Annotated in this window: 18 protein-coding genes, 1 tRNA gene and 1 other RNA gene; 9 read left to right on the top strand and 11 right to left on the bottom strand. The window is 64.2% G+C overall.

Annotated elements, in window-relative coordinates:
• Positions 1-50 precede the first annotated feature (50 nt).
• Positions 51-734, bottom strand: coding sequence for a hypothetical protein (locus R4P57_RS24060; RefSeq protein ID WP_317805392.1), 684 nt, complete (start codon positions 732-734; stop codon positions 51-53).
• A gap of 81 nt (positions 735-815) precedes the next feature.
• Here R4P57_RS24060 and R4P57_RS24065 point away from each other — a divergent pair, with 81 nt between their 5' ends.
• Entirely contained in the window at positions 816-2189 is a 1374-nt protein-coding gene (locus tag R4P57_RS24065) for a diaminopimelate decarboxylase (protein WP_317805393.1), read from the top strand.
• Here R4P57_RS24065 and R4P57_RS24070 read toward each other — a convergent pair.
• The 7 genes from R4P57_RS24070 to R4P57_RS24100 all read right to left on the bottom strand — a co-directional run bounded on the left by R4P57_RS24070 (position 2152) and on the right by R4P57_RS24100 (position 11220).
• Positions 2152-2850 (bottom strand): response regulator, encoded by a 699-nt coding sequence (locus tag R4P57_RS24070; protein WP_317805394.1) that lies wholly within the window; start codon positions 2848-2850, stop codon positions 2152-2154. The genes R4P57_RS24065 and R4P57_RS24070 overlap by 38 nt on opposite strands.
• A complete protein-coding gene (locus tag R4P57_RS24075; protein ID WP_317805395.1) occupies positions 2843-5389 on the bottom strand; it encodes a sensor histidine kinase KdpD in 2547 nt (848 codons plus the stop codon). The genes R4P57_RS24070 and R4P57_RS24075 overlap by 8 nt, the downstream gene beginning before the upstream one ends.
• A gap of 32 nt (positions 5390-5421) precedes the next feature.
• Positions 5422-6060, bottom strand: coding sequence for a potassium-transporting ATPase subunit C (locus R4P57_RS24080; protein ID WP_317805396.1), 639 nt, complete (start codon positions 6058-6060; stop codon positions 5422-5424).
• Position 6061: 1 nt separating this feature from the next.
• Positions 6062-8158 carry a potassium-transporting ATPase subunit KdpB gene (gene kdpB / locus R4P57_RS24085; protein ID WP_317805397.1) on the bottom strand — a complete coding sequence of 699 codons (2097 nt, stop codon included), beginning with the start codon at positions 8156-8158 and terminating at the stop codon, positions 6062-6064.
• Complete coding sequence (gene kdpA, locus R4P57_RS24090) at positions 8155-9927, bottom strand: potassium-transporting ATPase subunit KdpA (RefSeq protein WP_317805398.1); 1773 nt, start codon at positions 9925-9927, stop codon at positions 8155-8157. Before kdpA ends, kdpB begins: the two co-directional genes overlap by 4 nt.
• A gap of 4 nt (positions 9928-9931) precedes the next feature.
• Positions 9932-10030 carry a K(+)-transporting ATPase subunit F gene (gene kdpF, locus R4P57_RS24095; protein WP_080734555.1) on the bottom strand — a complete coding sequence of 33 codons (99 nt, stop codon included), beginning with the start codon at positions 10028-10030 and terminating at the stop codon, positions 9932-9934.
• 281 nt (positions 10031-10311) lie between these two features.
• Positions 10312-11220 (bottom strand): LysR family transcriptional regulator, encoded by a 909-nt coding sequence (locus R4P57_RS24100; protein ID WP_317805399.1) that lies wholly within the window; start codon positions 11218-11220, stop codon positions 10312-10314.
• Positions 11221-11359: 139 nt separating this feature from the next.
• Between R4P57_RS24100 and R4P57_RS24105 the strand changes: the two genes are divergently transcribed.
• Both R4P57_RS24105 and R4P57_RS24110 read left to right on the top strand, forming a co-directional pair.
• Entirely contained in the window at positions 11360-12757 is a 1398-nt protein-coding gene (locus R4P57_RS24105) for an MFS transporter (RefSeq protein ID WP_317805400.1), read from the top strand.
• Positions 12754-13500: a 3-hydroxybutyrate dehydrogenase gene (locus R4P57_RS24110; protein ID WP_317805401.1), complete on the top strand. Its 747-nt coding sequence runs from the start codon at positions 12754-12756 to the stop codon at positions 13498-13500. Before R4P57_RS24105 ends, R4P57_RS24110 begins: the two co-directional genes overlap by 4 nt.
• 251 nt (positions 13501-13751) lie before the next feature.
• Here R4P57_RS24110 and R4P57_RS24115 read toward each other — a convergent pair.
• Positions 13752-13839, bottom strand: a tRNA-Ser gene (locus R4P57_RS24115).
• A 95-nt stretch (positions 13840-13934) separates the two neighbouring features.
• On the opposite strand from R4P57_RS24115, the gene ffs reads away from it, so the two are divergent.
• Together ffs and R4P57_RS24125 are read left to right on the top strand one after the other, a co-directional pair.
• Positions 13935-14029, top strand: an RNA gene (ffs, locus tag R4P57_RS24120) — signal recognition particle sRNA small type.
• Positions 14030-14082: 53 nt separating this feature from the next.
• Positions 14083-15369 carry an aminotransferase class I/II-fold pyridoxal phosphate-dependent enzyme gene (locus R4P57_RS24125; protein WP_317805402.1) on the top strand — a complete coding sequence of 429 codons (1287 nt, stop codon included), beginning with the start codon at positions 14083-14085 and terminating at the stop codon, positions 15367-15369.
• Between the two features lie 61 nt (positions 15370-15430).
• Here R4P57_RS24125 and R4P57_RS24130 read toward each other — a convergent pair whose 3' ends face one another.
• Complete coding sequence (locus tag R4P57_RS24130; RefSeq protein WP_317805403.1) at positions 15431-16948, bottom strand: DHA2 family efflux MFS transporter permease subunit; 1518 nt, start codon at positions 16946-16948, stop codon at positions 15431-15433.
• A gap of 105 nt (positions 16949-17053) precedes the next feature.
• Between R4P57_RS24130 and R4P57_RS24135 the strand changes: the two genes are divergently transcribed.
• Positions 17054-17725, top strand: coding sequence for a TetR/AcrR family transcriptional regulator (locus R4P57_RS24135; RefSeq protein ID WP_317805404.1), 672 nt, complete (start codon positions 17054-17056; stop codon positions 17723-17725).
• Between the two features lie 122 nt (positions 17726-17847).
• The gene (locus tag R4P57_RS24140) at positions 17848-19143 is read left to right on the top strand and encodes a lipase family protein (RefSeq protein ID WP_317805405.1); all 1296 of its coding nucleotides are present in this window, start codon (positions 17848-17850) and stop codon (positions 19141-19143) included.
• A 25-nt stretch (positions 19144-19168) separates the two neighbouring features.
• Here R4P57_RS24140 and R4P57_RS24145 read toward each other — a convergent pair whose 3' ends face one another.
• On the bottom strand, positions 19169-19498 hold the full coding sequence (locus R4P57_RS24145) for a YnfA family protein (RefSeq protein ID WP_317805406.1): 330 nt from the start codon (positions 19496-19498) through the stop codon (positions 19169-19171).
• Positions 19499-19603: 105 nt separating this feature from the next.
• Here R4P57_RS24145 and phoU point away from each other — a divergent pair, with 105 nt between their 5' ends.
• Both phoU and R4P57_RS24155 read left to right on the top strand, forming a co-directional pair.
• Positions 19604-20257: a phosphate signaling complex protein PhoU gene (phoU, locus tag R4P57_RS24150; protein ID WP_317805407.1), complete on the top strand. Its 654-nt coding sequence runs from the start codon at positions 19604-19606 to the stop codon at positions 20255-20257.
• Between the two features lie 37 nt (positions 20258-20294).
• On the top strand, positions 20295-21098 hold the full coding sequence (locus R4P57_RS24155) for a transglutaminase family protein (protein WP_317805408.1): 804 nt from the start codon (positions 20295-20297) through the stop codon (positions 21096-21098).
• Positions 21099-21111: the final 13 nt, after the last annotated feature.

Below are 21111 nucleotides of genomic sequence, written 5' to 3' on the forward strand. Positions count from 1 at the left end.
TCTGGACGGAAGTTCTGTCCACTCGACGGTATACGCCACCTCCCGGAGAGTCAGCGGGCCGCCGCCTGCGCCGGTATCACCGAGACGGCAGGCCGTGGCAGGTTCCATCGGGTGCACCCGTCACGCAGCGCAGCATCCACAGCGCGCACGACCGACGTCAGGTACGGGACGGAACAGTTCATCCACTCCTCGGTCGATCCTCCGCTGAGAATGATGCGCGCCATCGGCGACCCGCACGTCGTGGACTCGGATGCTCGGCGCAGCAAGCTGTCAGCCGCCGAGGCCCACTCAGCCGGGTCGCCGGAGTTGCTGACGTCGCTGTGGAGGCCGACCACCTGCACTCGGTGACCGCAGAGTGCTGCCTGCGCGTCGTTGTCGAGGTAGACATATTTGGTTCGTTGCGCGCACTGTGTCAATCGAGCGATCTGCGGCTCCGTACCGACGACGAAACGGAACACCCCGCGGTGCACGGCACTGCGGATACCGTCGGTGCCGGCTCCGCATCGAAACACTATGTGGTTCGGCCGAATCCCGCTGAGCTGCGCGCGATCGAGCTCGTCGTCATCGTGCGCGAGGACGGTGACACCGGAGTTCCGTACCCAGGTCGCGAGAGCGTGGTCGCCGAGCGCGTCCGCGCGGACACCGAAACCGACCCCTGGGATGACCCGGCGCATGAGGTGAATCGAATTGTGCAGTTGTGTCGAGTGATCGGGCGCTTCGAGCGAGAGTGTCATGCACTCAGGTCTACGCCCGCGCGAGCCGCTTGGACCGTTCGTTGACGGACTTTTGACGCGACCTACCGAGATTCTTACGGGGTGCAGATGGTCGAGGCGCATCTGTTACCGCGGCGTCAAGGTCGTCGTCTGCAGCGTCAATTTCCCGTCAAGGCAGGGCTGTTCGCCTCCAATCGGGACGATGATCGACTGGAGGCCCGCACTCGGGCGGGTATCGACGAGGAGATGTGTTCGATGACGTTGTTGGATTGTCTGCCGTCGCTCAGAAGTGCTCTGTCGCCGCGGTTGGATCATGCCGTGTGGCCGAGTACGACGCACTATCGACATGGGCGAGTGACGGTGGCAGGAATGTTCCTCGACGACATCGCCGATCGTTTCTCGACGCCGGTGTGCGTGATCGACGAAACCAGCCTGCGTGGTAGGTGCGATCGCATCGCGCTCGGGTCTTCCACAGCCGAGATGCTCTACAAGCCAGGCAGTGTGCTGGCCCCGGTTGTCGCGCGCTGGATAGGGGAGCAGGGCTTGACGCTGGTCGTCGACTCGATGGCAGCGTTGTCGTCCGCCCGGCAACTCGGTGTCGATCCCTCGCACATCGTCGGCCGTGCGCAGAGCGCGCAGGCTGCAGATCTCCTTCTGTCACTTCCGGCGGGTGAGCGAGTGGGCAGAATCGTTGTCGCCGCAGGTCTTCACCCGATTGCGGATGCGGACTACGCCGCAGCCCACTCACAGTCGACTCTGGTACGCACCGATGGCAATCGTGACTACGCGGAGAATGTCATTGCTCAAGTTGTCGACTGCCCTGCAACGATATTCGACGGTGTCGAATGCAGCGCGTCCACTCTCGACGGGGTGTTCGCGCGGATCGTCGAGTCTCTCGGGGTGATGTCTCAGGCCTACCGAGATCACGGAGTGCTCGGCAGTCGACTGCATCTACGGATCGATTCTCCGACGGGAATCGATACTGCGCTCCTGTCCGATGTCGTCGAAGACGCCGTCGACGAAGGTTGCATTCGGCATCGCTTTCCGCGTCCGCAGCTTGCCGTCGAGACCGGGGAGTCGATCACCGACGCGTCCATGGTGACGGTGTGCCGTGTCCGTTCGATCGACCGGACGGATTCGCGCCGAGCCGTCGTGGTGGTCGACGGTGGAACCGGTTGCGCCCAGGGCGGTCCGGTCGCGGCGGTCATCGCCAACCGCCACAGCCTCGGCGGCGAGCAATTGTTCGTACTCGCGGACGGCAGTGATCCTCTGCGCCGGTGCGTGATCGACTCGAAAGTGTGGCTCCCGGAGGATGTTCGGGTCGGTGACGTCCTCGCCATCGCCGACGGTCCCGGCGACTGCCCGAGCGTCCTGACACTGTCCGACGGCCAAGCCCACCATCTGGATCTGCTCCACGAGATGCCTGCTCCGGTCCGGTTCATTCCACGAGTCGATACCCCATACCCGTCTCGGTGATGAGATGTCGGGGCTTGCCCGGGTCGATTTCGAGCTTGCGTCGAAGTTGAGACATGTAGATACGCAGATAGTTCGAGCCGTGATCGTGCCCGGGACCCCACACCGTTCTGAGCAGTTCTTTCTGCCCCACCAGCTTGCCTGCATTGCGGGCCAGCATCTCGAGGACTCCCCATTCGGTGCGCGTGAGATGCACGATCTCGCCGTCCCTGGTCACCCTCTTGGAGGCCAGATCGATCGTGAAGGACGAGGTGGTCACGAGCGGGTCCGTAGGGGACGTTCTGATCGCTCGTCTGCGAACGGCGACGCGTAGCCGGGCCAGAAATTCGTCCATCCCGAACGGTTTGGTGATGTAGTCGTCGGCACCGGCGTCGAGGGCTTCGATCTTGTCGCCGCTGTCGGTGCGCGCGGACAGCACGATCACCGGAACCTCGCTCCACCCTCGCACACCGGCGAGCACGTCCAGGCCGCCGATATCGGGCAGTCCGAGGTCGAGAATGACGACATCGGGGTGCTCGGACGCAATGGCGCGTAGCGCGCCGGTCCCTGTGCCCGCGGTGACGACGTTGTAACCGCGGGCGGTGAGGTTGATGCGCAATGCGCGCACGATCTGCGGTTCGTCGTCGACAACCAGAACCTTGATCGCGGAACTGGATTCACCCATGGGTCTGCTCGGAGAAGTCGCCTCTGGCAGTCGATTCCGCTCGGGCCAATTCGACGGTCATGGTCACCCCGCCACCTGCAGTATCGGACACCGTCACCGAGCCTCCCATGGCTTCGACGAATCCACGCACAACGGAGAGTCCGAGCCCGACGCCCGTGGTGTTGTCGCGGTCGCCCGACCGTTGGAAGGACTCGAACACAGCCTCTTCGCTTCCGGGAGCGATCCCAGGGCCGCTGTCGGCAACGGTGATCACCGCTCGGTCGCCGATGTAGGCGGCCCCGACCCGCACCGGCGATCCGGGTGCGTGTCGTAGCGCATTGTCGATCAGATTCGCCAGCACGCGCTCGAGCAGACCAGCGTCGGCAGAGACAGCGACGTCGTCGATATCGACGATGACGAGCTCGCGACCCGTGTGCGTTCCGACGAGCGCTGCGTCCACAGCGTCCTCGACGTACACGATGGTCCGGCTCGGCTGGATGACCCCCGCGGCCAACCGCGATGAATCGAGCAGGTTGCCCACCAGACCCGTCAGCTGGTCGGTCGATTCCTCGATGGTCGCCAACAGTTCGGCGGTGTCCTCGGCAGAGAATTCGACATCGGTCGCGCGCAGACTCGACACCGCAGCCTTGACCGCGGCGAGCGGTGTTCGTAGGTCGTGGCTGACCGCAGACAGCAGCGCCCGCCGGAGACGGTCGACTTCCTTCAGTCCTGCTGCGGTGCTGGCCTCCTGGGCGAGTTCGGTCTGCCTGATCAGACCCATTGCCTGGTTGGCCACGGCACTGAGCACCCGTCGATCGTGCGCACCGGTCTTGGTACCGGACAGGAGCAACGTGAAGGAACCGTCGGGGGTGTCGATCGCGGTGTCGGCGTCATCGGGCTCGGCGGGTGGAGAATCACCGACAGATTCGACGATGACGCCAGCACCTCTGATGATCGAGACCGCGCGTTGGGAGTACGTCTCGCGGACTCGCTCCAACAGCGTCCGAATGTCGCCGCCGCGCAGCACCGTTCCGGCGAACAGTGTCAGGAGCTCGGCTTCCTGTGACGCTCGCCGAGCTTCGCGGGTGCGTCGGGCGGCCGCGTCGACGAGAAATGCCACTGCCACTGCCATGATGAGCAGCACCACCGCGGTGACGAAGTTGTCGGGTTCGGCGATGGTGAAGCTGTGCCGCGGGTCGGTGAAGAAGTAGTTCAGCAACAATCCTGCGATCAACGCCGACAGTGCCGCGGGCGCGACGCCACCCAGGAGCGCAACGGCGAGCACGACCATGAAGAACAGGGCGCTCTCGCCGCCGAGCTCGAGGTACGGATCCACCAAGAGCATCGCCAGGGCCGAGACGACGGGTACGACGACGGCGGCCGCCCAGGACAGAATTCGTCGGTGCTTCGGGTTGGGCGGAATCAGCCGCCCGAGCCGAAATCCTCGACTGATCTGGTTGTGGGTGACCATGTGCACGTCGATCTTGCCCGAGTTCTGAATGACCGCAGCGCCGATGCCCTCGTCCAGTATTCGGGCCCAGCGAGACCGCCGCGAGGTGCCGATGACGAGCTGGGTTGCGTTGGCCCCCCGTGCGAAGTCGAGCAGCGTCGTCGGCACGTCGTCACCGACGACACTGTGCATACTTGCGCCGAGACTCGCTGCGAGTACCCGGACTTTTCCCATCTGCGGTGCCGAGACACCGGTGAGGCCGTCACCGCGGATCACGTGCAGCACCATCAGTTCCGCGCTGGACCGCGAGGCGATCCGGCTTGCGCGACGCAACAGCGTCTCGGACTCCGGTCCACCGGTCACCGAGACGACAACACGCTCACGTGCCTCCCACGTGTCGGTGATGTCATGTGTACTCCGGTATTTCGCCAACGCAGCGTCGACCTGATCGGCGATCCACAACAACGACAGTTCGCGCAGAGCAGTCAGATTGCCTTGACGGAAATAGTTGCTCAGCGCTGCGTCGACCTTCTCGGCTGCGTAGATATTGCCGTGGGAGAGCCTGCGACGCAGCGCTTCTGGAGCCACGTCCACCAATTCGATCTGTTCCGCTGCCCGTACCACCGAATCCGGGACGGTTTCTCGTTGCGGCACACCGGTGATCTGCTCGACGACATCGTTGAGGCTTTCCAGATGCTGCACATTCAGGGTCGAGACCACATCGATTCCCGCTGCCAGCAATTCCTCGACGTCCTGCCAGCGCTTCTCGTGGGCGCTACCCGGGGTGTTGGTGTGGGCGAGTTCGTCGACGAGCACCAGGGAGGGCTCACGCTCGATGATCGCTGCGACATCGAGTTCCTGAGCGATCGATCCGCGGTAGTGGACTATCCGCGGAGGAACCAGTTCGATGCCGTCCAGTAATGCGGCGGTGCGGGCGCGGCCGTGGGTTTCCACCACGCCCGCGACCACATCGCACCCTCGCTCTTGCCTGCGGTGCGCTTCACCGAGCATCGCGAAGGTCTTACCGACCCCCGGCGCGGCCCCGAGATAGATGCGTAGTTCACCGCGATCGAGTCCGCCGGACCCCCGCTTGCCGGTCTTTTTTCCCATGTCGTCTACCTGCTGCGCTTGACCGTCGAGGTTCAGCTCGTCCCGCACCCCGGTGCCGTCAGTCCCAGAGCGACATTGAGCTCCGGCACGTTCACGCTCTCGTTGCCGAGGAACCCGAGCTGCCTGCCGTCGGTGTGTTCGGCCACCAGAGCCGTCACCGCGTCGACGCTCATGTTGTTGACCTGCGCGACGCGTTGGATCTGAATCGCCGCGTAGGCGGGGCTGATATCGGGATCGATACCCGAACCGGATCCGGTGACCGCGTCCACCGGCACGGCGGCCGGGTCGACGCCTTCACGCTCGGCGATGACGGCTCGACGTTCCTCGATGAATGCCGCCAGTGCTTCGCTACTGGGGCCCTGGTTGGTGGGCAATGACGCAGCCGGGTCGCTCGCGGCAAAGGCATCCTCGTCGGAGATGGATCCGGTAACTCGGTTGTGGAAGAACGGATCCGGCGCTCCCTCTTCGACCTGCGGGTCGACCCCGATCAGACTGCTACCGACGACGCACCCGTTCGCGTCACGCAACGGCGACCCCTCGGCGGAGCTGGATCCGATGCGGCTCACCGCCCACACTGCCGCTGGGTACCCGATACCGACGATGACCGTCAGCGCCAGCAGCACCGACAGTCCTGCCACGAATTGACCGAGAAATCTCTGTACGAAACGCATGTCAGCCTATCCCTGGGATGAAACGAACGACGAGGTCGATGAGCCAGATCCCGATGAACGGGGTGATGACGCCGCCCACTCCGTAGAGCAGCAGATTGCGGCGCAGCAGTGTAGATGCGCTCGACGGGACGTAACGAACACCTTTGAGCGCCAGCGGAATCAGCCCGATGATCACAAGAGCGTTGAAGATGACCGCGGACAGGATCGCCGATTCGGGAGTGGCGAGCCTCATGATGTTGAGGCCGTCCAGTTGTGGGTAGACGACGCTGAACATCGCCGGCAGAATCGCGAAGTACTTCGCAAGGTCGTTGGCGAGGGAGAACGTCGTCAACGCACCGCGGGTGATCAACAACTGCTTACCGATCTCGACGACCTCGATCAACTTGGTCGGATCGGAATCGAGATCCACCATGTTGCCGGCCTCTTTCGCTGCCGACGTGCCGGTGTTCATCGCGACACCGACATCGGCCTGCGCCAGAGCGGGCGCGTCGTTGGTGCCGTCGCCCGTCATCGCGACCAGTCGGCCGCCTTCCTGCTCCTTGCGGATCAACGCAAGCTTGTCCTCGGGTGTGGCCTCGGCGAGGAAGTCGTCGACACCTGCCTCGGCTGCAATGGCTTTCGCGGTCCGCGGATTGTCACCGGTGACCATGACGGTCCTGATGCCCATGGCCCGCAACTGAGCGAATCGCTCGGCGATGTGGGGTTTGACGACATCGGAGAGTTCGATGACACCCAATGCGCGCGCGGGACCACCCTGGGGCGCAGTGGCGACCACCAGTGGTGTCCCACCCATTTCGGCGATGCTGTTCGAGATGTCGTCGATCTCCAGCGCGATCGCGGGACCGCCGTTGCTGCGGACCCATGCCAGCACCGAATCGGAGGCACCCTTACGGACCTGGGTGCCGTCGAGATCGATTCCGCTCATGCGGGTTTGGGCGGTGAAGGCAACGAACTCACCGGCCTTCTCGGTGTCCGTGGCGTGCAGGGGCAACGAGTATTCGACTCCGCACAGATCGACGATGCTGCGGCCTTCGGGTGTGCCGTCGGCGAGGGAGGACAACCGTGCTGCCGCGGCGAGTTCGCCTGCCGTCGTGCCGGGTGCAGGATGAAGCCCGGTGGCGCGGCGGTTGCCGAATGTGATCGTGCCGGTCTTGTCCATCAAGAGCGTGTCGATATCGCCCGCTGCCTCGACGGCGCGACCCGACATCGCCAGAACGTTGCGCTGAACCAGTCGGTCCATACCGGCAATTCCGATGGCGGACAACAATGCTCCGATAGTCGTCGGAATCAGACATACCAGCAGCGCGATCAGCTTGATCGGATCTTGCTCCTCGCCGCCGTATGCGCCCATCGGTCCGATCGCGACGACGGCCAGCATGAAGATGATCGTCAGCGAGGCCAACAGGATGTTCAGCGCGATCTCGTTCGGGGTCTTCTGGCGCGATGCACCCTCGACGAGGGCGATCATTCTGTCCACGAAGGTCTGGCCCTGGGCAGCGGTGATGCGCACGACGATCTCGTCGGAGAGCACTCCGGTGCCGCCGGTCACTGCGGAACGGTCACCGCCCGATTCGCGGACGACCGGCGCAGATTCGCCGGTGATGGCCGACTCGTCCACGCTCGCAATGCCTTCGATGACATCGCCGTCTCCCGGAATGATCTCGCCGGCGGAGACGACGACCTCGTCACCGACCTTCAATTCGGTTCCCGGAACCTCTTCGATGGTCCCGTTCGATGTCCGACGGCGTGCGACCGTATCTCGCTTGACCGCACGCAGGCTCGCGGCCTGGGCCTTGCCGCGGCCCTCGGCCACGGACTCGGCAAGGTTGGCGAACAACAACGTGAACCACAGCCATGCCGCTACGAGCCAGGAGAAGACAGAAGGATCGAGGACCGCGAGCACGGTGGTGACGACGGAGCCGATGAGCACGACGAACATGACCGGGTTGCGGGCAAGATGGCGTGGGTCGAGTTTGGCGAACGCCGAAGGTAGTGACGTCCACATCTGCCGGGGACTGAAATATCCGGCTCGGACCGGGCTGGGAGCGTCGTCGACGTCGGATTCCTCGTCGATGAGCCGGGATGAGGTAACGGTCATTGCAGTGCCTCTGCGATCGGGCCCAGAGCCAGGGCCGGGAAGAAGGTGAGCGCCGCGACGAGAACGGCGGTTCCGAGTACCAGTCCGGTGAACAGCGGTCCGGTGGTGGGGAGAGTGCCTGGATTCGGAGCGGTGCGTTTGGATGTGGCGAGCGAACCGGCAAGTGCCAGTACGAAGATGATCGGCAGGAAGCGTCCGAACAGCATCGCGATGCCGAGGGATGTCTGGAACCAGTCGCTGGTGACGGTCAACCCGCCGAATGCGCTGCCGTTGTTGTTCGAGGCGGAGGCGTAGGCGTAGAGGACCTCGGTGAATCCGTGAATCGATCCCGGCGTACCCGGGTCACCGGAGTTGCCCTGGTAGCCGGTGGTCGAGGACAGGATGACGGTGATCGACGTGCCGATCAGAACCAAGGCGGGCATCACGAGCACCGATAGTGCGGCGAGGGTGATTTGGCGCTGTCCGATCTTCTTTCCGAGGTACTCGGGCGTACGGCCGACGAGTAGTCCACCCACGAACACCGCGATGATCGCGAGCACGAGCAGTCCGTACAGACCGGTTCCGACACCACCAGGAGCGATTTCACCGAAGAGCATGTTGAGCAGGACGGCTCCGCCGCCTAGTGGAGACATGCTGTCGTGCGCGGAATTGACTGCGCCGGTCGAAGTTCCCGTAGTCGCGACGGCGAAGAGGGTCGATCCGGGAATGCCGAATCGAACTTCCTTGCCCTCCATCATCGAACCTGCTGCCTGCGCGGCGACGCCGCGCGCACCGGATTCTGCAACGGCCGTGACGGTGAGGAGTGCTGCGAACAGTGCCGTCATCACCGCGAGCAGCGTCAGGCCTTGACGACGGTCGCCGACCATCGTGCCGAACGTGCGGGTCAGTGCCACCGGGATGAGCAGGATCGAGATGATCTCGACGACGTTGGACAACGGGGTCGGGTTCTCGAACGGGTGCGCGGAATTCGCGCCGAGGATGCCGCCACCGTTGGTACCCAGTTCCTTGATCGCCTCCTGTGACGCGACAGGAGCCAATGCGTTCGAGACCGACGACCCGTCGAGCCCCGTCGAGGCGAAACCTGTGCTGAAGGACTGAATTACGCCTTGTGTCAGCAGAATCAGCGCGATGACGAACGACAGTGGTAGCAGGATTCGTAGGATGCCGCGGACCAGGTCGACCCAGAAGTTTCCGATCTCACCGCCCGTCCGTACGCGTACGAATCCCCGGACGACGGCGATCGCCACCGACAGGCCCACAGCAGTAGAGACGAAGTTCTGCACCGCCAAGCCCAGGGGCTGCGTCAGGTTCGACATCGTCGTCTCGGGTGTGTACGACTGCCAGTTGGTGTTGGAGACGAAGGAGATCGCTGTGTTGAACGCGACCGACGGGCTCACGCCCGACAGTCCTCCGTTCAGCGGCAGAACGCCCTGAACTCGTTGCAGCACATAGAGGAAAAGGACGCTCGCAGCGGAGAAGCCGAGTAGCGAGAGCGCGTATCCGACCCAGGTCTGCTGGGAGCGTGGGTCGATCCGGCAGAGGCGGTAGATCAGCTTTTCGACGCGAAGATCTGCCCACACGGTCGTGCCGCCGCGGGTGCGCTGCAGGGTGGCTGTACTCCCCGCGGCGCCGAGGCTTCCTGCGTCTGTGTCGACATCATGTTCGGTGGCAAAGACTTTCGCCATGTAGTCACCGAGGGGCACGTACGCGATCGCCAGAACGACGACGACCACGAGGATCTGGAGCGATGCTGCCAGAGCTGCAGTCATGTTCTCAGAACCTCTCCGGGTCGAGCAGAGCGACGAACAGATAGATGACCACCGCGGCGGCGATCACCACGAGTACGACGTTGATGGTTCCGTCGAGCGTCATTTCGCCTTCGCCTTCGTAGTGGCAGTGGTCGCCAACGCCCGCAGGATCAGTGCACACACACCGAACCCCGCGGCCGTGACGAGGAGATAACCCAAATCAGCCATGAACGTTCAAGCCTCTTCGACATAGTGCGGTCCAACGCATCATCAGCGCTGGTCGGAGGCTCAATAAGCCTCCGGTCATCGATATGTTTACGCCATCGAAATTGGCCCGAAGACGATCCTTACGGATCCTTTACGCCTGCGAATTCAGTCATGACACAAATATGACGCGGCCTTCTGTCAGCTCTGTCCCAACAGAGCCGAGCGCTGCTCGGTGACGACCGCGCGGATGGCGTCGACCACCGCCGACACCTCCGGCCGTCGCAGTGTTTCGGTTCGAGTGACGAGCCAGTAGGTCAATTTCACTGCGATGGCGTCGGGCAGGATTCTTTGGAGGTCGGGGTGGCGGTCGGCCATGAAGCACGGCAGCAGTCCGATGCCCGCCGATGCGCGGGTGGCTTCGACGTGAACGAACACGTTGGTGGAGGTGACCGATTCACGCATTGTCGGGGTGAAGTTCGGGGCCAGATCCAAATCGTCGACGTGCAGCATCGAGTCGATGAAGTAGATGAAGGGGTGCGCGGCGAGGTCGGCGGTTACCTGCGGAGCGCCGTGCTCGTTCACGTAGGTCTGCGACGCGTACAGACCGAGTACGTAATCACCGAGTCGGATGGCCTCGGCGCGATGCACCTGCGGTTGGCCGACGACGATCTCGATGTCCAACCCGGATCGTTGCTGCGACGCGCGTCTGGTGACGGCGACGATTTCCACCGACACCCGAGGATGCGCGCGCTGCACTCGCGCCGCGGCCGGAGCCGCGATGTAGGCGCTGAATCCGTCGGTCGCCGAAATGCGTACGACGCCTTCCAGCGCGCCTGCATCGCTCGAGACGAGGGTGCGCAGCGCATCCTCGACGGCTTCGGCAGCGGCCAGCGCACCGTGGCCCAACTGCGTCAGCTCCCAGCCACCGGCTCCGCGGGTGAGGACCCGCCCTCCGAGGGTGTCTTCGAGTGCGGCGATGCGTCGGGAAATGGTCGTGTGGTTGATGCCCAGGTCGTCGGCCGCGGAGCTGTAGCGACCGGTCCGACTGACAGCGAGCAGCACCAGCAGGTCGTCTGCGCTGGGGATCTTCGCGCCACCACGTGTCATGTGTGCAGTTTTGCAGATCCGACCTGCGCACATGCCTCTTGCGCCGCAAATGATCTGCACCAATACTCAGACCAACCCCGCTACATGTGTGGTCTGTCACAAACACGAGCACGCAGTGCCGAGCAACACAGGAGAAGATATGAGCGTCGATCAGCCGCTGACAGAACGGCCCGAACCGGATCCCGATGCCACGCCCACCGGCCTGAAGAAGGTCGTCGGGGCATCGATGGCAGGCACCATCGTCGAGTGGTACGAGTTCTTTCTTTACGGCACCGCCGCAACACTGGTGTTCAGCAAGATCTTCTTCGCCGCCGGAACCAGTGAGCTCGACGCCATCCTCGCGGCCTTCGTCACCTACGCCGTCGGCTTCGTCGCACGGCCGTTGGGCGGCATCGTCTTCGGCCACTACGGCGACAAGTACGGCCGAAAGAAGTTGCTGCAGTTCAGCCTCGTCCTCGTCGGCGGAGCCACGTTCCTCATGGGCTGCCTACCGACCTTCGAGGCGATCGGCTACTGGGCACCGGCGCTACTGGTGACCCTGCGATTCATTCAGGGATTCGCGGTCGGCGGCGAATGGGGAGGCGCGGTTCTCCTCGTCGCAGAACACAGCCCGAACAAGTCCCGCGGATTCTGGGCCAGCTGGCCGCAGGCAGGCGTGCCGGCAGGTAACCTGCTGGCTACCGTCGCGCTGCTGGTCCTGACGACCACCCTGTCCGACGAAGCCTTCCTCAGCTGGGGCTGGCGCGTCGCGTTCTGGCTCTCTGCCGTCATCGTTTTCGTCGGCTACTACATCCGCACCAAGGTCTCCGACGCCCCGATCTTCCTCGAGGCACACAAGCAGGCCGAGGTCATCAAGGCCGCGTCGTACGGCGTCTTCGAGGTCGTCAAGCGTTACCCGCGTGGAGTGTTCACCGCGATGGGTCTGCGTTTCGGTGAGAACGTCATGTACTACCTCGTCGTCACCTTCTCCATCACGTACCTCAAGGTAGAGGTGGGCACCGATACCTCCACGATCCTGTGGTGGATGCTGATCGCCCACGCGATCCACTTCTGCACGATTCCGTTGGTGGGCAAGCTTGCCGACCGCGTCGGTCGTCGCCCGGTCTACTTCGCCGGTGCCGTCACCGCGGCAACGTGGGGCTTCTTCGCCTTCCCGATGATGAACAGCGGCCACAACGTCGTCATCATGTTGGCCATCATCATCGGTCTGATGTTCCACGCCTTCATGTACGCCACGCAGCCCGCCATCATGGCCGAGATGTTCCCGACGCGAATGCGGTACTCCGGTGTGTCCCTGGGTTACCAGGTCACCTCGATCGTCGCCGGTTCACTGGCCCCGATCATCGCGGTGAAGTTGCTCGACATCTACGGCTCGTCGGTCCCGATCGCCTGGTACCTGGCCGGTGCCTGCGCCATCACCGTGGTTGCCGTCGTCGTCGCCAGGGAGACAAAGGGATTGGCGCTCGAGAGCATCGACATCGCCGACGCCAAGAACCTGGCCACCGAAGCCGAGCTTGCCAAGGCTGGTCTGAAGTGACCGACCTGACCGGACGCTCCGCCCTCGTCACCGGGGGAGCGTCCGGCATCGGGGCCGCCTGCGCTCGCGAGCTGGCCGGCCGGGGTGCTCGAGTCACCGTCGCCGATGTGAACGACGTTGCTGCAAAGGAATTGGCGTCGGAGATCGGTGGTGACGTCTGGTCGGTGGATCTGCTCGACACCACCGCGCTGGACGACCTGAAGTTGGACGTCGACATCCTCGTCAACAATGCGGGTATTCAAACCGTCGCACCGATCGTCGACTTCGACCCCGGCGCATTCCGCAGAATCCAGACGCTGATGGTCGAGGCTCCGTTCCTGCTCATCCGAGCTGCGTTGCCGCACATGTACTCTCGCGGCTTCGGTCGAGTGGTGAACCTGTCGTCGGTGCACGGACTGCGGGCATCGGAATTCAAGGTCGCCTACGTCACCGCCAAGCATGCGCTGGAAGGCCTGTCGAAAGTGACGGCTCTCGAAGGTGCCGCCCACGGAGTGACGAGCAACTGCGTCAACCCGGGATACGTACGAACGCCACTGGTCGAAAAACAGATCGCCGACCAAGCCATCGCACACGGCATCCCCGAGGACGAAGTACTCGAAAAGGTGCTGCTGACCGAGGCCGCCATCAAGCGACTCGTCGAACCCGCCGAAGTCGCCTCACTGGTGGGCTGGTTGACCTCCGATAACGCCGGCATGGTCACCGGAGCGTCGTACACCATGGACGGTGGTTGGTCGGCTCGCTAGGTCCGCGCGCCCACCCGCTCCGCGTCAATGGACCACTGCACACGTCTGGGCGCGGCAATAGTCCATTGACGCAGAGTCGGCAGCCGAGTGAATGGACCTTTGCATACGTCTGACCGGTGCAAGGGTCCATTGACGCGAACGGGGTGGGCGCGCGGACCGGCTGAAGCGAACGGGGTGCGCGGGTCGGGCGGGCGAATGGCAACACCCTCGAACAGCAAAAAGCCCCTGTGACTGGGTCACAGGGGCTTCTTTGGCGGAGGATAGGGGATTTGAACCCCTGAGGGCGTTAACCCAACCCGCGTTCCAGGCGAGCGCCATAGGCCACTAGGCGAATCCTCCGTGGGGGAGCTTACCCGGTTACCCCCACCATCTCCCAAATCGGGAGGCGCGAAGGGTGGTGATGCGACCCCGCCGCGGGGACGGCTACACTTCCTAACGGATCCCGCGCGGCGCGCATCCTGTGAACTCCCCCAGGGCCGGAAGGCAGCAAGGGTCAATGGGCTCTGCCGGGTGCGCGGGGTCCCCTTTATTCAGTGACATCAACACTGTCCGGGGAACCCAGTCACCGAGAGGCCGCTCCGCATGTCAGCGCAAACCCAGTTGGGTCTGATGAACCATGAGGAGCTTGCCTCCGAGCACGAGCGGCAGAGCGCGAAGTACACGCAGCTCAAGACCGAGAATCTCGCTCTCGACCTCACCCGCGGCAAGCCGTCACCCGAGCAGCTGGATCTCGCTGCCGAGCTGTTGACGCTCCCGGGCGCGGATTACAAAGACGGCAACGGCACCGATTGCCGCAACTACGGCGGCCTTGCCGGACTGCCGGAATTGCGTGCCATCTTCGGTGAACTGCTCGGCATCCCGGTGAAGAATCTGCTGGCCGGCAACAACGCCAGCCTCGAAATCATGCAGGACCTGGTGGTCTGGGCGCTGCTGCACGGTCTGCCCGACTCGCCACGAGCCTGGTCGGCCGAGCCGAACGTGCGCTTCCTGTGCCCGGCACCCGGCTACGACCGGCACTTCGCGATCACCGAGAGCTTCGGCATCGAGATGATCCCCGTTCCGGTGGGGCCCGACGGGCCCGACGTGCACGAGATCGCCACCCTGGTGGCGTCGGATCCACAGATCAAGGGCATGTGGGTCGTACCGAACTACTCGAACCCCACCGGTGCCGTCTACTCCGAAGAGGTCGTTCGCGCGCTGGCCACCATGCCTACGGCTGCACCCGACTTCCGACTGTTCTGGGACAACGCCTACGCGGTGCACCCGCTGACCGAGGAGTTCGCGCCGTCCTACGACGTCATCGGCATGGCGGCCGAGGCAGGCTTCCCCAATCGTGCGTTCGTGTTCGCGTCGACCTCGAAGGTCACGTTCGCCGGTGCGGGTGTCAGCTTCTTCGGCGGTTCCGAGGAGAACCTGGCCTGGTATCAGAAGCACCTCGGCAAGAAGAGCATCGGCCCGGACAAGCTGAACCAGCTGCGGCACCTGCGCTTCTTCGGTGACGCTGCCGGTGTGCGGGCCCACATGGCCAAGCATCGCGAGATCCTGGCCCCCAAGTTCGCACTGGTGCAGCAGATTCTCGAGGACCGACTCGGTGCGTCGAAGATCGCCTCGTGGACCGAACCCAAGGGCGGCTACTTCATCAGCCTCGACGTGCTCGAGGGCACGGCCGCGCGGTCGATCGCGCTGGCCAAGGACGCCGGAATTGCGCTGACGGCCGCCGGCTCGGCCTTCCCGTACGGAAAAGATCCGGAAGACAAGAACATTCGCCTCGCCCCGAGCTTCCCCTCGCTCGATGAGCTGGAGAAGTCGATGGACGGCGTCGCGACCTGTGTATTGCTGGCCGCGACGGAAAAGCTGCTCGAAGGCTGAACGCATGTGAGCGGAACTTCGTAGCCTGCTACGAAGTTCCGCTCACATGCGGCGCAGCCGCTCAGTGCCCGACGGCTACCGCACCTTCGGGAGCCGAGGGCAACGGTCCGTTCTTCAGAAGCGTGGCCGAGAGCACTGCGCCGAGCAGGAAGATTCCCGACGCCCACCAGAACGTGGTGGTGTAGCTGGCGATCTCCGCGTTGGCCTGCAGCAGAGCCGCATCGGTTGCCGTCGCCATGTTGGAGCTGACGTAGCTGGTCGCCGCGTTGGCGGCCACGGTGCTCAGCAGCGCCGTGCCGATCGAGCCGCCGACCTGCTGCATCGTGTTCACCGTTGCCGATGCGACGCCGGAGTCGTCCGGGTCGACGCCCGAGATCGCGCCCTGCATGGCCGGGGCCATCGTGGCACCGAGTCCCAGGCCCATGATGACCAGGCCGGGCAGGATGTGCGTGACATAGCTGCTGTCGATGTCGATCTGCGTCAGCAGTGCCATGCCGATCGACGCCACGACCAGGCCGGTCGTCATCAGGATGCGGGGTCCGAAGCGGGGCAGAATAAGCGCCGTCGACAGCGTCGCGGTGAGGATCAGTGATGCGATCATCGGCATGAACGCGAACCCGGTGGTGATGGGTGTGTACTTCAGGGTGTTCTGCAGGTAGTAGGTCAGGAACAGGAACACCGCGAACATGCCTGCACCGGTGACGAATACGGCCAGGAAGGATCCCGCACGGGTGCGGTCGAGAACGATCCGCAGCGGCAGCAGCGGGTGCTCGACGCGCATCTGGATGGTCACGAACACTGCGAGCAGAACGACACCTGCGGCGAGGAATCCGAGGGTGACTGCGTTGCTCCAGCCGTCGGACTCGGCGTGTGCGAAGCCGTAGACGATCGAGAACAGTGCGGCCGAGACTGCCAGGGTGCCGGGGATGTCGAGCTTGGGCCGGACGTCGACCTTGTGCTTGGCCAGGAACAAGAACCCGCCGACGAACGCGAGCGCGGCGAAGATCAGGTTGACGTAGAGGCTCCAGCGCCAATTGGCCCATTCGGTGAGCATGCCGCCGAGTAGCAGGCCGAGTGCGCCGCCGCCGCCGGCGATGGCACCGAAGATGCCGAATGCCTTGGCCCGTTCCTTGGTGTCGGTGAAGGTGGTGGCCAACAGCGACAGGGCCGCGGGGGCGAGCAGAGCGCCGAAGACTCCCTGACCGGCGCGGGCCGCAACGAGCATGCCGAAGTTGACGGCTGCACCGCCCACTGCCGACATCAGCGCGAAGCCGACGAGCCCGATGAGGAAAGTGTTGCGTCGTCCGAAGAGGTCGCTGAGTCGTCCACCGAGGAGCAGCAGGCTGCCGAACGCGAGTGCGTACGAGGTGACGACCCAGGAGCGGTCGGCGTTGTCGAAGCCCAGGTCGAGCTGGGCGGCGGGGAGTGCGATGTTCACGATGGTCGCGTCGAGCACGACCATGAGCTGAGCCAGCCCGAGCGTCGCGAGAATCAGCCAACGATTCCGGTGCGCACGTTCGTCGGCCGGCGTGGTGGTCGACGTCGAGTCGCCCACGTTCTCCGATGAAAGGGTGGTCATAGTGTCCTCGGTTCGACTATGCGGAGGTGTACCCTCCGGTTGTAGAGTCAAGGTAGCAGCTAAGTGGAGGAATGTCCTCCGCTTATCGGGTGAAACGGACATCGAATGAGTGTGAGAGCGGACACAGCAGCATCGAAGCCCCTACGGGCAGATGCCGAACGCAATCGACGTCGCATCGTCGACGCGGCTCGTGAGCTGTTCGCCTCACACGGCATCGACATCACGCTCGACGACGTCGCGGCGCACGCCAAGGTGGGCGTCGGCACCGTCTATCGGCGTTTCTCGTGCAAGGAGGAACTGATCGACGGCGTGTTCGAGCAACGCCTCGAAGACATGCTCGCCACCGCCGAACGGGCGCTCGAGGCCCAGGACCCATGGGAGGGGCTGGTGCAGTTCCTCGGCGACGTGTGCGCGGGAATGGCGCTCGATCGGGGACTCGGAGACGTCGTTCTCGGGTCCGATCAGGGGTGCCGCGGGATTGCTCAGGTTCGTTCGAGAATCGATCCGTTCTTCGAGAAAATCGTCGATCGAGCACTGGCGTCCGGGCAGCTGCGTCCCGACATCGCGGTCAACGACTTCTATCCAGTGCTCGGCATGATCGGCGCAAGCGTCGAATTCTCCAGCGCCGTCGACGCCTCCAACTGGCGTCGCTACTTCACCGTGTTGCTCGACGGTTTACGGGGTGACGGCGTCCCCCGATCGGCTCTGCCGGGGCGTCCCTTCACCAGCGACGAGGTCGACGCGGCCAAGACGGCAATGCATCGCCGACGGCGCTGATCGTGAGGAGTCCGAACTAGCCCTATGCGTTGTGTGGTGCATCACGTAAGGTGCGTCACGATAAGTGCTACACGGGGTAGCGCTCACTTGAAGACAAGTGATCGACATTGGGGGTTTCCAGGGTGCGGTACAAGCGCGTGTTCGGTTCGGCCGTCGCAGTAGCGGCAGTATTCATCGGGGTGACGGCACCGGCTGTGTCGGCTGCTCCGTCCACGGGTTCGACCGTCGAATCCGATTTCTACGTTCCACCGAGTCCGCTGCCCGCAGGCTCCCCGGGTGATGTTCTCCGTTCCGAGCCGTCGAATCTCGCTCTGTCGGTCCCCGGAATCGGCGGTCCTCTGCCCGGTGCAGCAACCCGAATTATGTACCGCAGCAACGATTCCAATGGCGCAGCCAATGCCGTCACGGGAACCTACATCGATCCTGCCGCGCCGTGGACCGGGCCCGGCCCGCGTCCGCTCGTCGTCCTCGCCCCGGGAACCCAGGGCCAGGGCGATCAGTGCGCGCCGTCGAAGATGCTCAACAACGTCATCACCTACACCCCGCCGCTCGGCTTCATGGTCGAGTACGAGGTGCTCGCTGCATACGCCCTGCTCTCGCAGGGATTCGGCGTCGTCATCACCGACTACGAGGGCCTCGGTACCCCGGGTGCGCACACGTACGTCAACCGCGCGTCGGAAGCTCACGCTGTGCTCGACGCGGCCCGCGCAGCGCAGAACCTGCAGGGCACGAAGATCTCCGCGGACGGTCCGGTCGCCGCGTACGGCTACTCGCAGGGCGGCGGAGCTGCCGCTGCCGCTGCAGAACTCGCACGTGAGTACGCGCCGGAGCTGGACCTGGTCGGCACCTACGCAGGCGCACCGCCCGCGGATCTGAAGGCGACCCTCGGGCAGGTCGACGGCACCATCCTGACCGGCGTCATCGGGTACACCCTCAACGGTCTGCTCAACTCCGACCCCGGTTTGCAGCCCATCATCGACGAGAACATCAACGACGCAGGTAAGGCCATGCTGAACCTGGTGGCGAACCAGTGTGTCGGAGAAACGATTCTGAACGTCGGGCTGCACCGCACGAACGAATACACGAAGACCGGTGAGCCGCTCTCGGTGGTACTCGACAGGCTGCCCATCGCTCAGGAGATCCTGGCCAAGAACAAGATCGGCGAGCGGACGCCCAACGCTCCGGTGCTGATTCAGTCCGGCACCTCGGACGACATCGTGCCTCATGGACAGGCCGTCGGACTGGCCGGTGACTGGTGCGGCAAGGGTGCCACCGTGCAGCTGAGCGCCGCGCAGATTCCGGCTATCGTCCCGGGTTCCGGTGCCGGACATCTGATTCCGGACATCCTCGGACTCGGCGAGGCGCAGAACTGGATCAAGGACCGCTTCTACGGAGTGCCCGCACCGTCCAACTGCTGATCTGTCGAAGTACGGCCCGCGCGAGTCAGCGCGGGCCGTACATGATCATCGCGACGCCGATCAGTGCGATCGACGCTCCGGTGATATCCCACCGGTCGGGTCGGAAACCGTCGAGCACCATCGCCCACGCCAGTGATCCCGCGACGAACACCCCACCGTATGCGGCGAGGATGCGACCGAAGTTCGCGTCGGGCTGGAGGGTGGCGACGAAGCCGTAGGCACCGAGGGCGATCACGCCCGCTCCCGCCCAGAGCCACCCGCGATGCTCTCGGATTCCCTGCCACACCAGCCATGCCCCACCGATCTCGAACACGGCTGCCACCGCGAACAGCATGACCGACTTCACAATGTTCATGTGGCAAAGGCTCCCACAGGCCCGACCTGGTGTAGGAGGATGCATTCGGGGGTACAGGCCTACAGGCCCCGCGTCGAGGGCCGATTCGGTAGGGGTGAGTAGTACATGCGGGACAGCTATACGGAGACGCTCGACACGATGGCGTCGGATCTGTCCGAAATGTCGAGAATTGCCGAAAAGGCAATGGTCGACGCCACCCGGGCATTGCTGACCGCCGATATCGTCCTGGCCGAGCAGACCATCGAGTACCGCGAAGAGATCGACGCACTCGCGGTCGAATGGGAACACGGAGCCTTCGGCTTCCTGGCCCTGCAGGCACCCGTTGCTCACGATCTACGACGCGTCGTCTCCGGAATCAACATCGTCGCCGATCTGCAGCGAATGGGCGGCCTCGCCGTGCACATCGCCGAACTGGCTCGTCGTCGCCATCCCGCGCACGTACTGCCGCCCGAGGTCGAGGGCGTGTTCGAGCAGATGGGTCGAGTTGCCGTCGCGCAGGCCGAGGCGACGCAACGCGTCCTGAAAACCCGAGACGCCGAACTCGCCGCCGACCTGCGAATCCAGGATCAGGAAATGGACGCACTGCACCGCAGCCTGTTCATGCTGACCTCTGCACCCGACTGGCCGCACGGCGTGCCGGCCGCAGTGGACATCACGCTGCTCGGGCGCTTCTACGAGCGATACTCCGACCACACTGTCGAGGTCGCCAAACGAGTCATCTTCCTGGTGACCGGCGATCGCACCACCGACGAGTCATAGTCTGCGCGAACGGCTCGAAGATGGCAGGATCGGCACGATGAAACGTGACGTCTCTGCGTACCTCGATGTCGACGTGACCGAGGCCAGCACCCTCGAGTTCCAGATCGCAATCGCACCGCATCCAGGAACCGATGTGTGGGAAGCACTCTCGTTCACACTCGACGGTGAGCCGGTCGAGGCACAGGAGATCAGCGGTGCTCACGGCACCCGCATCCACAAGATTCACTCTGGCGTCGGCAAGCTGGAGGCGTCGTATTCGGCGACCATCTACGGCAACACCGAACCTGCTCCGGTCTCCGATTACGACCTCTCGCTGTACCTGCGGCCCAGCCGATACTCCGAGGCCGACAAGTTCTTCGGCTTCGCAGCAACGGAATTCGGTTCCTACCCGCCGTCGGAGAAGCTGCTCGCCGAGGTCTCGTCCTGGGTCGGAGCGCGTCTGAGCTACGTACCGGGCAGCAGCGACCCCATCGACGGTGCGGTCGACACCCTTCTCGCCGGTGCCGGAGTGTGCCGCGATTACACCCACCTCGTGGTGGCGCTGTTGCGTGCGGTCAACGTCCCCGCTCGCTTGGTCGCGGTGTATGCACCGGGCTGCGATCCCATGGACTTCCATGCGGTCGCCGAAGCATTCGTCGAAGGCCAGTGGCGAGTGGTGGACGCGACATGCCTCGCACCGCGATCGACTCTGGTGCGCATCGCCACCGGACGCGACGCATCCGACACGGCCTTCCTCGACAACCACGGCGGATCGATCATCCTCAACAGCGCCGTCGTCGGAGCGGTCGTCGACGGCCCACTGCCCTTCGACGACATCACCCAGCTGGTCTCGATAACCTGACCTGGTCGCTTCT

Origin of the sequence: Rhodococcus sp. IEGM 1330 (assembly GCF_033142445.1) — a bacterium.
Lineage (GTDB): Bacteria > Actinomycetota > Actinomycetes > Mycobacteriales > Mycobacteriaceae > Rhodococcoides.